Origin of the sequence: Streptomyces longisporoflavus, assembly GCF_014649775.1 — a bacterium.
Taxonomy (GTDB): Bacteria; Actinomycetota; Actinomycetes; order Streptomycetales; family Streptomycetaceae; genus Streptomyces; species Streptomyces longisporoflavus.
In genome coordinates, this window is the sequence record NZ_BMTR01000011.1 from 145,926 (window position 1) to 158,224 (window position 12,299).

Annotated in this window: 11 protein-coding genes; 8 read left to right on the plus strand and 3 right to left on the minus strand. The window is 70.1% G+C overall.

Annotation, left to right across the window (positions count from 1 at the left end; translation table 11 throughout):
• Window positions 1–29: 29 nt before the first annotated feature.
• Together IE226_RS23090 and IE226_RS23095 are read right to left on the minus strand one after the other, a co-directional pair.
• Window positions 30–608 (minus strand): methylated-DNA--[protein]-cysteine S-methyltransferase, encoded by a 579-nt coding sequence (locus tag IE226_RS23090; RefSeq protein WP_190083404.1) that lies wholly within the window; start codon window positions 606–608, stop codon window positions 30–32.
• Between the two features lie 242 nt (window positions 609–850).
• On the minus strand, window positions 851–1,759 hold the full coding sequence (locus IE226_RS23095; protein WP_190083231.1) for a glycerophosphodiester phosphodiesterase: 909 nt from the start codon (window positions 1,757–1,759) through the stop codon (window positions 851–853).
• A 249-nt stretch (window positions 1,760–2,008) separates the two neighbouring features.
• Between IE226_RS23095 and IE226_RS23100 the strand changes: the two genes are divergently transcribed.
• From IE226_RS23100 to IE226_RS23130, 7 genes are all read left to right on the plus strand, one after another.
• Window positions 2,009–2,875 (plus strand): MHYT domain-containing protein, encoded by an 867-nt coding sequence (locus IE226_RS23100; protein ID WP_190083232.1) that lies wholly within the window; start codon window positions 2,009–2,011, stop codon window positions 2,873–2,875.
• A 40-nt stretch (window positions 2,876–2,915) separates the two neighbouring features.
• Entirely contained in the window at window positions 2,916–5,054 is a 2,139-nt protein-coding gene (uvrB, locus tag IE226_RS23105) for an excinuclease ABC subunit UvrB (protein WP_190083233.1), read from the plus strand.
• 133 nt (window positions 5,055–5,187) lie between these two features.
• Window positions 5,188–5,766, plus strand: a complete 579-nt coding sequence (locus tag IE226_RS23110; RefSeq protein WP_190083234.1) for a TerD family protein — start codon at window positions 5,188–5,190, stop codon at window positions 5,764–5,766.
• A gap of 60 nt (window positions 5,767–5,826) precedes the next feature.
• Window positions 5,827–7,764: a TerD family protein gene (locus tag IE226_RS23115; protein WP_190083235.1), complete on the plus strand. Its 1,938-nt coding sequence runs from the start codon at window positions 5,827–5,829 to the stop codon at window positions 7,762–7,764.
• A gap of 334 nt (window positions 7,765–8,098) precedes the next feature.
• Window positions 8,099–9,088: a TerC family protein gene (locus tag IE226_RS23120; RefSeq protein WP_229871484.1), complete on the plus strand. Its 990-nt coding sequence runs from the start codon at window positions 8,099–8,101 to the stop codon at window positions 9,086–9,088.
• A 46-nt stretch (window positions 9,089–9,134) separates the two neighbouring features.
• Window positions 9,135–9,305 (plus strand): hypothetical protein, encoded by a 171-nt coding sequence (locus IE226_RS23125; protein ID WP_190083237.1) that lies wholly within the window; start codon window positions 9,135–9,137, stop codon window positions 9,303–9,305.
• A gap of 33 nt (window positions 9,306–9,338) precedes the next feature.
• On the plus strand, window positions 9,339–10,436 hold the full coding sequence (locus IE226_RS23130) for a calcium:cation antiporter (protein ID WP_190083238.1): 1,098 nt from the start codon (window positions 9,339–9,341) through the stop codon (window positions 10,434–10,436).
• On the opposite strand, the gene IE226_RS23135 is transcribed toward IE226_RS23130, so the two are convergent.
• A complete protein-coding gene (locus IE226_RS23135; protein WP_190083239.1) occupies window positions 10,426–11,742 on the minus strand; it encodes an MFS transporter in 1,317 nt (438 codons plus the stop codon). The genes IE226_RS23130 and IE226_RS23135 overlap by 11 nt on opposite strands.
• Before the next feature lie 79 nt (window positions 11,743–11,821).
• Between IE226_RS23135 and aroQ the strand changes: the two genes are divergently transcribed.
• On the plus strand, window positions 11,822–12,283 hold the full coding sequence (gene aroQ / locus IE226_RS23140; RefSeq protein ID WP_190083240.1) for a type II 3-dehydroquinate dehydratase: 462 nt from the start codon (window positions 11,822–11,824) through the stop codon (window positions 12,281–12,283).
• Window positions 12,284–12,299 lie beyond the last annotated feature (16 nt).

The window sequence follows — 12,299 nt, forward strand, 5'->3', positions numbered from 1 at the left end:
AAACAGAGTTCTCAGGGACACGCAAACCGTCAGAACAGCGGCTGGGGCAGCACCCCCTCCAGGGCGAGGAGCTGTCGCTTGGTCTCCACACCGCCGCCGAAGCCGCCGATGCCGCCGTCGCTCTCGACCACCCGGTGGCACGGCACCACGACCGGCAGCGGATTGGCGCCCATCGCCATGCCGACGGCCTGGGCCGCGCCGGGCTGTCCCACGCGGCGCGCCAGGTCGCCGTAGCCCACGACGGCGCCGTACGGAACGGTCGTCAGCTCACGCAGGACCTGGCGGTTGAACCCGGAGATGAGCGACCAGTCGAGCGGCAGCGCGAAGTCGTGCCGCTCGCCCGCGAAGTAGGCGGCGAGCTGGCGTATGGGTTCGGCGAGGAGAGGGGAGCCGGCCGCCTCGACCGGCTCGGCCCCGAGCCGGGAGCCGAGCCGTTCGAGCGCCGCGTCGCGCACCGCGTCCGTGGCGTGGAAGACGACGGTGACCAGGCCCTCGTCCGTCGCGGCGAGCATCAGCGGGCCGATGTCGCTCGCGACGACGGCCCACACCACCTGCCGCGGGCCGTCCTGCTCCGGCCCGCCCTGACCGTCCTGCCCGTGCTGCCCCATGGCGTTCATGCGGACCACGGTACGACCGGGCACTGACAACGCCGCCCCGAGCAAGCCCGAGCAGGCCCGACGCAGGGCCGGGCAAGCCCGACGCAGGGCCGGGCAAGCCCGACGCAGGGCCGGGCAAGCCCGACGCAGGGCCGGGCAAGCCCGACGCAGGGCCGGGCAAGCCCGACGCAGGGCCGGGCAAGCCCGACGCAGACCCGGAGCAAACCCCGAGCCCGTCCCGCGGCAGCGCCCCGTCAGCCGGAGACTCGGCCGGAGACGGCCTTGCGGACGACGTCGGGCGTGTTCGTGATGATGCCGTCCACCCCGAAGCCCGCCACCCGCTGCGCCGCGGTCGCGTTGTTCACGGTCCAGGTGAAGATCTCCAGGCGCTTGCGGTGCGGCCCCTTGAGCGCGTGTATCGCGGCGACGTACTCGCCGGAGATGGAGGTGTGCGTGGAGTTGATCTGGTCGGAGAACTTGGCGTACTCGGGGAGATCGGCGACCGCCGGCGTGCCGAGGAAGCCGGTCTTGATGTCGGGCCGCAGCTTGTGCACCGTCTTGACGCTGTCCGCGCTGAAGCTCTGGATGACGAGCTTGTTCTTGACGTGGTGCCGGTCCAGCCAGCCCGTCTTGCGCAGGACGGCGAGGCCCTGCGCCTCGATGCCCGGGTACAGCTCGGGCTTCTTGAACTCGAAGACGAGGCTCTGGTGGTTGCGCGAGACGCGGTTCATGTACTGCTTCAGCGTCGGCACCCGCTGGCCCGCGTACTCCGGGCCGAACCAGCTGCCCGCGTCCAGCGTGGCGATCTCCTTCGCGGTGAAGTCCGCGACCTTCCACGGCGCGCGGTCGGGGTAGCGCTCCTCGACGTCGGTCGTCCGCTTCAGGGTGTCGTCATGCATGATCACGAGTTCGCCGTCCTTGGTGCGCTGGACGTCGTTCTCCACCCAGCGGAACCCCATGTCAGCCGCCTTGTCGATGGCTGCGAAGGTGTTCTCTGGCGCGTACGCGGACGCGCCCCGGTGTGCGACGACCAGGGGGCGCTTGTGCGAGGCGGACGTCTGCGCCGACGGCCGGTCGGCGGCGTGAGCGGTAGCGGAGGGGAGGGTGAGCGCACCGGCTCCGAGCAGAGCGGCAGTGGTGGCGGCGGCAACGCGTGCGTACAACGGTGACTCCTCGCGATGTTCGGGCACGGACCGGATGAGAGTGACAGTCCACGGCCAACGCGAGACAGGTGCAGGATGGCCACAGGTTGAACGGAGACAGCCGGGCTTATTTCGCGGAAAATCGTTCGCAAGTTTCGGAGTGAGCTTTACTCTCTGCGTCAGCCCATGGCCTGTCAGGGAATGGCCGGCTGGGGCCACTTGGGTGTAATCCCGGACATTCAGACTTAATAAGCGGAAGGGCTACCCCGCATGCAGGGCACGGTCGACGGTTTCAGCTATGGACTTGTCACGCCGGTGACGGCGTACCTCATGGCGTGTCTCGGCGGAGCGCTCGGCCTGCGCTGCACCACCAGGTCACTCCTTGTGGCGCACTCCTGGCGGCCCGGCTGGCTCGCACTGGGGTCGGCGGCGATCGGCTCCGGCATATGGACCATGCACTTCATCGCGATGATGGGCTTCTCCGTGGAGGAGGCCCCGATCCACTACGACAAGGCCCTGACCTTCGCGAGCCTCGCCGTGGCCATCGTCATGGTCGGCATCGGGATCTTCATCGTGGGATACCGCGGCGCCACCGGTGCGGCGCTGTTCACCGGGGGAACGATCACCGGCCTCGGCGTCGCGACGATGCACTATCTGGGAATGGCCGGTATGCGTCTGCGCGGCACGCTGGAGTACAACACCCTCACCGTTTCCGCGTCCGTGGTGATCGCCGTCGTCGCCGCCACCGCCGCACTGTGGGCGGCCGCACAGGTCAGGGGCTTCCTCTGGAGCCTGGGCGCGAGCCTCGTCATGGGCCTGGCCGTCACCGGCATGCACTACACGGGGATGGCCGCCCTCAGCGTCCACCTGCACGGCTCGTCCGCCGCGCCGAGCGGCGGGGACTCGGCCGCCGAACTGCTCGCGCCCATGATGATCGGCCCGCTCGCCTTCCTGCTCCTCGCGGGGGTCATCGTGATGTTCGACCCACTGATGGTGATGGGCAAGGCGGAGCTCCAGAGCGCCGCACAGGGGCAGCGCGCCCCCTATCCCGTCCCGCGCTCCGGCGACCGGCACGACCCGCGGGCGGGTCGCAGGCCACCGCAGCACCCCGACTCCAGGACCCCGCAGAGCTGGTGATCCGACCCCGTTGTCAGTGCGGAGTCGTACGGTTGATTCCATGCGGCCCGTATCCAAGATCGAACGCACGGTGGCGCCCTTCGAGGTCGTCAGTAACTACCAGCCAAGCGGCGACCAGCCCACGGCCATCGCCGACCTGGAGCGGCGCGTCAGCGCAGGTGAGAAGGATGTCGTCCTGCTCGGCGCGACCGGCACCGGCAAGTCGGCCACCACCGCGTGGATGATCGAGAAGCTCCAGCGCCCCACCCTCGTGATGGCGCCGAACAAGACACTGGCCGCCCAGCTGGCGAACGAGTTCCGAGAGCTCCTGCCGAACAACGCGGTGGAGTACTTCGTCTCGTACTACGACTACTACCAGCCCGAGGCGTACGTCCCCCAGTCGGACACGTACATCGAGAAGGACTCCTCGATCAACGAGGAAGTCGAGCGCCTGCGCCACTCCGCGACGAACTCGCTGCTCACCCGGCGTGACGTGGTCGTGGTCGCCTCCGTCTCCTGCATCTACGGTCTCGGCACCCCGCAGGAGTACGTCGACCGGATGGTCCCGCTCAAGGTCGGCGACGAGATCGACCGCGACCAGCTCCTGCGCCGCTTCGTGGACATCCAGTACACACGCAACGACCTGGCGTTCACCCGCGGCACCTTCCGGGTCCGCGGCGACACCATCGAGATCTTCCCGGTCTATGAAGAGCTCGCCGTCCGCATCGAGATGTTCGGCGACGAGATCGAGGCGCTCTCCACGCTGCACCCCCTCACCGGCGAGGTCATCAGCGACGACAACCACCTGTACGTCTTCCCGGCCTCGCACTACGTGGCGGGCCCGGAGCGCCTGGAGAAGGCGGTCAACGGCATCGAGAAGGAGCTCGCCGAGCGCCTGACCGAGCTGGAGAAGCAGGGCAAGATGCTGGAGGCCCAGCGCCTGCGCATGCGGACGACGTACGACCTGGAGATGCTGCGCCAGATCGGCTCCTGCTCCGGCATCGAGAACTACTCCATGCACTTCGACGACCGCGCGCCCGGCACCGCGCCGAACACCCTCCTCGACTACTTCCCCGAGGACTTCCTCCTCGTCATCGACGAGTCGCACGTCACGGTCCCGCAGATCGGCGCGATGTACGAAGGGGACGCCTCCCGCAAGCGCACGCTGGTGGACCACGGCTTCCGGCTGCCGTCCGCCCTCGACAACCGCCCGCTGAAATGGGAAGAGTTCCTCGGCCGCATCGGCCAGACCGTCTACCTCTCGGCGACCCCCGGAAAGTACGAGCTCTCGCGCGGAGACGGCTTCGTCGAGCAGATCATCCGCCCCACCGGCCTGATCGACCCGGAGGTCGTGGTCAAGCCCACCGAGGGCCAGATCGACGACCTGGTGCACGAGATCCGTACACGCACCGAGAAGGACGAGCGCGTCCTGGTCACCACGCTCACCAAGAAGATGGCCGAGGACCTCACCGACTACTTCCTCGAACTGGGCATCCAGGTCCGCTATCTCCACAGCGACGTCGACACCCTGCGCCGCGTCGAGCTCCTGCGCGAACTGCGCGCCGGTGAGTACGACGTCCTGGTCGGCATCAACCTCCTGCGCGAGGGCCTCGACCTGCCCGAGGTCTCCCTGGTGTCGATCCTCGACGCCGACAAGCAGGGCTTCCTGCGCTCCGGCACCTCCCTGATCCAGACCATCGGCCGCGCGGCGCGCAACGTCTCGGGCCAGGTCCATATGTACGCGGACAAGGTCACCCCGGCGATGGAGCAGGCCATCGACGAGACCAACCGCCGGCGCGAGAAGCAGATCGCGTACAACAAGGAGAGGGGGATCGACCCCCAGCCGCTGCGCAAGAAGATCAACGACATCGTGTCCGCGATCGCGCGCGAGGAGGTCGACACGGAGCAGCTGCTCGGCACGGACTACCGCAAGGCGAAGGGCGGCGACGCGGGCACGGCAGCCAAGGCCCCGGTGCCCGCGCTCGGCGGCAAGGCGAACAAGGCCGCCAAGGGCAAGCCCGCCGGGAAGGTGCCCACGGACCGGCCCGCCGCCGAACTGGCCGAGCAGATCGAGGAGATGACCACGCGCATGCGCGCGGCCGCCGCCGACCTGCAGTTCGAGATCGCCGCACGGCTGCGTGACGAGGTGTCGGAGATGAAGAAGGAACTCAGGCAGATGAGGGAGGCGGGGCAGGCGTAGGCGTACGGCCTGGTGTGTTGCAAGACCGACACAAAGTGCTTCCCGCGGTACGGCACTGTCAGTGCCTCTGCGTAGGGTGCTGGGCAACCGCACAGACCGGCGGTTGCCCAGGCGGTTCGAGAGGGGACAGCGCGTGACGGTCAACATGACCAAGGGTCAGGCCATCAGTCTGCAGAAGGACGACGGGGGCGCCCTGACCGCGGTGCGCATGGGGCTCGGCTGGCAGGCGGCCCCGAGGCGGGGCCTGTTCGGCTCGCGTACGCGCGAGGTCGACCTGGACGCTTCGGCGGTCCTGTTCGCCGACAAGCAGCCGATCGACGTCGTGTTCTTCAAGCACCTCGTCAGTGACGACGGCTCCGTGCGGCACACCGGTGACAACTTGGTCGGCGGCGCCGGGCAGGGCGGGGACGACGAGTCGATCCTCGTCGACCTGGCGCGGATCCCGGTCCACATCGACCAGATCGTCTTCACGGTGAACTCCTTCACGGGCCAGACGTTCCAGGAAGTGCAGAACGCGTTCTGCCGCCTGGTCGACGAGACCAACGGCCAGGAGCTCGCCCGGTACACGCTCGACGGCGGCGGCCAGTACACCGCGCAGATCATGGCGAAGGTCCACCGCGCGGGCGCGGGCTGGCAGATGACGGCCATCGGCAATCCCGCCAACGGCCGCACCTTCCAGGACCTGATGCCGTCGATCCTGCCGCACCTGTAGGCACGCGGCACCAGCAGGAGCGGCACCCGTAGTACAGAGGGCACGAGGGGGACGAAGGCGATGACGGCCGAGCTGGTCCGGGGGCAGAACCACCCGCTTCCCGAGACCCGTCTGGAGATCCGGGTCTCGGTCGGTAAGCCGATCGTGGCGGGGGCCACGCTCAGCGACGACCGGGGCAAGGTGCGCGGCACGGACTGGGTGGCCCATCCCGGCTCGCCCACGCTGCCGGGCCTCGAAGTGCCCCGGCAGGCCGCCGCCGACCACCGCCTCGCGGTGGACCTCGGCGCCGTGCCCGAAGCCGTCCACCGGGTCAACGTCCTGCTCGCGCTGCCCGTCGGCGCCGGGGGACCGGTCAGCTTCGGCTCCCTCGCCGCCCCCTTCGTGGCCGTCACCGGGCTCGACGGAACCGAGGTCGCCAGCTACACCATCACGGACCTGGACGCCGAGTCCGCCGTCGTCGCCCTCGAGCTCTACCGCAGGCACGACGCCTGGAAGGTGCGCGCCGTCGGACAGGGGTACGCGGGCGGACTCGCCGACATGCTCACCGACCAGGGCCTCCCGCAGGCCCACGAACTGGCGGGCGCGATCAACGAAGCGGTCGCCAGGGGCCTCGCCCGCTCGGTGGCCGCACCACCGCCCCGCCCCCCGGACGAGGCCCGCGTGCGGGCGACGGGACAGACCGCCGCCGGCCCGGCGGGTCCGGGCCCGGAGAGCGCGGCCGCTCCCCAGCCCGTCCCGGCGCCGCACCAGCCGGGCGACGCGAGCGGCACCACCGGCGGCCCCGTCAACTACACCCACCCCGGCCGGCAGACCAGCGCACCGCCGCCGCCCCCGCCGGCCGCGGCCCCGGCCGAGCCGGGCAGGGCCGCCCAGCCCGTGGCGGGCGACGCGACCGGCTGGTCCATGGAGGAGCGGCTCTACAACCAGGTGTGGGGCATGTTCGAGGACCTGGCCCGCGCCACCGCCGCGTACCGAAGCGCCGTCGACTTCGCCGAGTCGCGCATGGACCAGGAGCTCGACAAGGTCCTGTCCGACCCGCGCAGCCGCATCGGCAACACCGGGGACCTCGCGCGCGAGGCCGCCCGCACCAAGCACGGCCTTCTCGTCGACCGGGCGCGGGACGCCCTCGACCGGGACCTGGACCAGCTCGCCGCCGAGTCCGGCGTCGTCGAACCCGCGCTCCCGATGGCGTTCGCCGGCTGGGACAGCCCCGTCTGGCACGCCTACCGCACCCCCATGGAGATCCCCATGGCGCTGCGCCTGGGCGATCTCCACCTGCCCGAGCGCCCCGACCTGCGCATCCCGATGCTGGTCCGGCTGCCTCTGGAGCGCGGCCTGTGGATCGACAGCGGCCGCTCGTCCGGCACGGACACCCTCGCGGACACGGACCAGCTGCGCCGCCTCGCCATGGACAGCGCGGTCGCGCACGCGGCGCGGCTGCTCGCGGTCTATCCGCCCGGTGAGTTCACGGTGCACGTCATCGACGCGGCGGGCGCCGCGGCCGGCGCGCTCTCCCCGCTGGTGACGGCGGGCGTGCTCGACGGGGCCCCGGCCGCCGGCGCGGCAGGCGTCTCCGCGGTGCTCGCCAAGCTCACCCAGCGCGTGGATCTCGTGCAGATGGCGATCCGCGCGGGCGCGGCCGACGCGCTGCCGCCGGACCTGGACACCGCCGAGCAGCTGTTGATCGTCAACGACTTCCCGCACGGCTTCGACGACCGCGCCGTGACCCAGCTCCGCTACCTCGCGGACGAGGGCCCGGCGGTCGGCGTGCATCTGATGCTGGTCGCCGACCGCGAGGACGCCGCAGAGTACGGCCCGCTGCTCGACCCGCTCTGGCGCGCGCTCCTGCGCCTCACTCCAGTGGCCGACGATCACCTCGCCGACCCCTGGGTGGGCCATGCGTGGACGTACGAACCGCCGATGGTGCCGCCCGGCAGCCGGGTGCTGAAGCAGGTCCTGGACCAGGTCGCGCACGCCAGGCGCACCGGCGGACGCTGACGCCACGACGGCCACAGGAGGCCACTGACGTCACGGGAGGCCACCTCGGCCGCGGGAGGCCACCTCGGCAACTGCCGGTAAAGCGACTTTTGACTCGCCTGACCTGGCATTTTGGCTCCCGCTTGCCATCTCCTTTACTAAGTCTTGGTGTTTCGCGTACTCTTCTTGCAGCGGAGGGGAGTACTCCCGAACGCGACGTGCCCGTCAATACGGATCGCCATCGGTCCCGGGGCGTCGGCCCGCAGGCGGTGAGCCGCCTCGGGTGGAAGAGACCTCCGGCAGCGACGACGCTGATCAGTAGCCGTACGACGCCGGAGGCGCAGTGGACGTTTCAATGACCCTATGGGTGCTGACCATTCTTGGTCTGTGTGCCCTGATCGCGGCCGACTTCTTCATCGGCCGCAAGCCGCATGACGTATCGATCAAGGAAGCCGGTATCTGGACGGTCGTCTGGATCGTGCTGGCAGCGCTCTTCGGAGTGGGCCTGCTGATCTGGGGCGGCGGCCAGGCGTCCGGCGAGTTCTTCGCGGGCTTCATCACCGAGAAGTCGCTCAGCGTAGACAACCTCTTCGTCTTCATCCTGATCATGGCGAAGTTCTCGGTGCCCACCCATCTCCAGCAGCGGGTGCTGCTGTTCGGTGTGCTGATCGCGCTCGTACTGCGAGCGGTCTTCATCGCCGCGGGCGCCGCGGTCATCGCCAACTTCTCCTGGGTCTTCTACATCTTCGGCGCGTTCCTGATCTACACCGCGTGGAAGCTCATCCAGGAGGCGCGTGCCGACGAGGACGAAGAGGAGTGGGAGGAGAACCGCCTCCTGAAGGCCGCCGAGCGGAAGTTCGGCGTCGCCGACCAGTACCACGGCACCAAGCTGTTCATCCAGAAGAACGGCAAGAAGATCATGACGCCCCTCATGGTCGTCATGCTCGCCATCGGTACCACCGACGTGCTCTTCGCGATGGACTCGATCCCCGCGATCTTCGGCCTCACCCAGGACCCGTACATCGTCTTCACGGCGAACGCCTTCGCCCTGATGGGTCTGCGCCAGCTGTACTTCCTCATCGGCGGACTGCTCAAGAAGCTGGTCCACCTCAGCTACGGCCTGTCGGTCATCCTGGGCTTCATCGGCGTGAAGCTGGTGCTGCACGCCCTGCACGAGAACGGGGTGCACGTCCCCGAGATCTCCATCCCGGTCTCGCTCGGCGTCATCTGCGGTGTTCTGATCATCACGACGATCACCAGCCTCATGGCCACCAAGAAGCAGGCCAAGAAGGAGGCCGCGGAGAAGGCGGGCGACGAGACTCCGAAGGACAGCATCGGGGCCTGACGGCATCCGGCGTAGGAGTTACCAGCACGGGCGGTGGCCCGCGGCAATGCGCCGCGGGCCGCCGCCCGTGCTGGTGGAGTTCGCCCCGCCCGAGGACGCGCGCCGCGACAGCGAGGCTCCGCGGACGACCACAATGGCCGAGCGGCTCGCCGCCCCGTGCACGAGCGGTCCGTCCTTCACGGACTGCGACGTACGGGAGATGACAGAGCTGAAGTAGCGGAGCCCGGGCGCCCGGTGCAGCATCAAAGGCATGGTCACTCGGCTCCGGGCGCTCGGCACACAGTGGACGGCGCTCGTGCCGGTCCTCGCCGTCGTGCTGCTCGCCTTCACCTGGGGACGCGGGCTGCCTGGCGTGCTGGTCGCCCTGGTGACGCTCGTACTCGCCGGGGCCGTGCTCGCCGCCGTGCATCACGCCGAGGTGATCGCGCACCGCGTCGGCGAACCCTTCGGCTCGCTCGTCCTCGCGGTCGCCGTGACGATCATCGAGGTCGCGCTGATCGTCACGCTCATGGCGGACGGCGGCGACAAGAGCGCCACGCTGGCCCGCGACACCGTCTTCGCCGCCGTGATGATCACCTGCAACGGCATCATCGGCCTGTGCCTCCTCGTGGGCGCGCTGCGCCACCGCGTCGTCCACTTCCAGTCCGAAGGCACCGGCGCGGCCCTCGCGACCGTCGCCACACTCGCCACCCTCAGCCTGGTCCTGCCGACCTTCACCACCAGCAAACCGGGCCCGGAGTTCTCCACGGCACAGCTCACCTTCGCCGCACTCGCCTCACTCGTCCTGTACGGCCTCTTCGTGGCGACCCAGACCGTGCGGCACCGCGAGTACTTCCTGCCGATCACGCGCAAGGGCGAGGTGATCGACTCCGAGGACGGCGCGGGCCCTTCGACCCGTGCCGCCGTGATCAGCCTGGGCCTGCTCGCCCTCGCCCTGGTCGGCGTGGTCGGACTCGCCAAGGGAGTATCGCCGACCATCGAGTCCGGCGTGGAGAACGCCGGTATGCCGCACGCGGTGGTCGGCGTGATCATCGCGCTCCTCGTCCTGCTCCCGGAGACGATCGCCGCCGTGCGCGCCACGCGCCGCGACCGGGTGCAGACCAGCCTGAACCTCGCCCTCGGTTCCGCGATGGCCAGCATCGGTCTGACCATCCCGGCAGTCGCCGTCGCCTCCCTCTGGCTCTCCGGGCCGCTGGTGCTCGGCCTCGGCCCGACCCACATGGTGCTGCTCGTGCTGACCGTGATCGTCGGCACGCTCACGGTCGTGCCGGGCCGCGCCACCCTGCTTCAGGGCGGGGTCCATCTGGTGCTGTTCGCGGCGTACCTGGAGCTCGCGGTCACGCCGTGACGGGGGCCGGCTCCGAGGCGGGGCGCGTCTCGGGCAGCAGGGCGAAGCAGCCCAGGCTCAGCAGGGCCACGGCCGTCAGATAGGCCGCGACGCCCCACGGCGTCCCCTCGCCGTGCGCCGCCGCCGTCGCCACGACGGGGGTGAGCGCACCGCCGAGGACCCCGCCCAGGTTGTAGCCCACGGCGGCGCCCGTGCAGCGCACCCGCGGCTCGTACAGCTCGGGCAGATACGCCGCGATCACGGCGAACATCGTGATGAACGCGAGCATCGCCACCAGGAAGCCGACGAACATCAGCAGCGGCTCGCCGGTCGAGAGCAGCGCGATCATCGGGAACATCCACAGCGCGCAGAGCGCACAGCCGAGGAGGCAGAGGGGCCGCCGCCCGTACCGGTCGCCGAGCAGCGCGGCCACGGGCGTCAGCGCGCCCTTCACCACGACCGCCGCCATGATGCAGGCCAGCATGACCGTACGGCTGACGTCGAGCTCTTCCACGGCGTAGGCGAGGGACCAGGTCGTCACCGCGTAGAACACGGCGTACCCGACGGCGAGGGCGCCCGCGGTGAGCAGGACGAGCCGCCAGTGGTCGCGCACCACTTCGGCGAGCGGCACGCGCGCGTGCTCCCGCAGTTCCAGGAAGCTCGGGCTCTCCGGGAGCGACGTGCGCAGGGCGAGTCCGGCCGCCGCGAGCAGACCCGCCGCCCAGAACGGAACACGCCACCCCCAGGAGGTGAACTGCGCCTCGGTGAGGGTCGCCGAGAGCACCAGCATGATCCCGTTGGCCAGCAGGAAACCGAGCGAGGGCCCGATCTGCGGAAAGCTCGACCAGAGCCCGCGCCGCTCGGCAGGCGCGTGCTCCGCGGTCAGCAGCACCGCACCGCCCCACTCCCCGCCCAGCCCGAGCCCTTGCAGGAAGCGCAACACCAGGAGCAGCACGGGAGCGGCCGTCCCGATCGAGTCGTACGTGGGCACACAGCCGACGGCGACCGTGGCGAGGCCCGTCAGGAGCAGCGAGACGATGAGTACGGGGCGCCGCCCGCGCCGGTCGCCGATGTGCCCGAAGAGCACGGAACCCAGGGGCCGCGCCACAAAGCCCACTCCGAATGTCGCGAAGGCGGCGAGAGTTCCCGCGAGCGGCGAGAAAGTCGGAAAGAACAGGGGGCCGAGGACGAGGGCCGCGGCCGTCCCGTAGACGAAGAAGTCGTAGAACTCGATGGCGGTCCCGGCGAGCGAGGCGGCCGCGAGCCGCGGCAGAGAAGGCGCACCGCCGGCGCCGGTGGTACCGAGAGGGGAGTGGCTCTTGCGCATGCCGCGTCAACTACCCGCTGTGACGGCCGGTTACGGGGGCGTGCGGGGGCGTCGGGAGCTTCCTCAGTACGCTGACGGCATGACGCGCACTCTTGCCAACGCTCCGATCATGATCCTGAACGGCCCCAATCTGAACCTGCTCGGCCAGCGCCAGCCCGAGATCTACGGCTCCGACACCCTCGCCGACGTCGAGGCGCTGTGCGCCAAGGCGGCAGCCGCGCACGGTGGCACCGTGGACCTGCGCCAGAGCAACCACGAGGGCCAGTTGGTGGACTGGATCCACGAGGCGCGCGAGCACCACGCGGGCATCGTCATCAACCCCGCCGCCTACTCCCACACGTCGGTCGCGATCCTGGACGCGCTCAACACCTGTGACGGAATGCCGGTGTTGGAGGTCCACATCTCCAACATCCATCAGCGCGAGGCGTTTAGGCACCACTCGTACGTCTCCCAGCGAGCCGACGGGGTCATCGCGGGGTGCGGGGTGCAGGGGTACGCGTTCGCGGTGGAGCGGGTGGCGGCGCTGGTCGGCGGGGCCTGAGCCCCGCCTGCGCGCG

Bases quoted from the DNA above. Each gene is read 5' to 3' on its own strand.
- IE226_RS23090 (WP_190083404.1), bottom strand. From the start codon at position 608: ATGGGGCAGCACGGGCAGGACGGTCAGGGCGGGCCGGAGCAGGACGGC.
- IE226_RS23100 (WP_190083232.1), top strand. From the start codon at position 2,009: ATGCAGGGCACGGTCGACGGTTTCAGCTATGGACTTGTCACGCCGGTG.
- uvrB (WP_190083233.1), top strand. From the start codon at position 2,916: ATGCGGCCCGTATCCAAGATCGAACGCACGGTGGCGCCCTTCGAGGTC.
- IE226_RS23115 (WP_190083235.1), top strand. From the start codon at position 5,827: ATGACGGCCGAGCTGGTCCGGGGGCAGAACCACCCGCTTCCCGAGACC.
- IE226_RS23120 (WP_229871484.1), top strand. From the start codon at position 8,099: ATGACCCTATGGGTGCTGACCATTCTTGGTCTGTGTGCCCTGATCGCG.
- IE226_RS23125 (WP_190083237.1), top strand. From the start codon at position 9,135: ATGCGCCGCGGGCCGCCGCCCGTGCTGGTGGAGTTCGCCCCGCCCGAG.
- IE226_RS23130 (WP_190083238.1), top strand. From the start codon at position 9,339: ATGGTCACTCGGCTCCGGGCGCTCGGCACACAGTGGACGGCGCTCGTG.
- IE226_RS23135 (WP_190083239.1), bottom strand. From the start codon at position 11,742: ATGCGCAAGAGCCACTCCCCTCTCGGTACCACCGGCGCCGGCGGTGCG.
- aroQ (WP_190083240.1), top strand. From the start codon at position 11,822: ATGACGCGCACTCTTGCCAACGCTCCGATCATGATCCTGAACGGCCCC.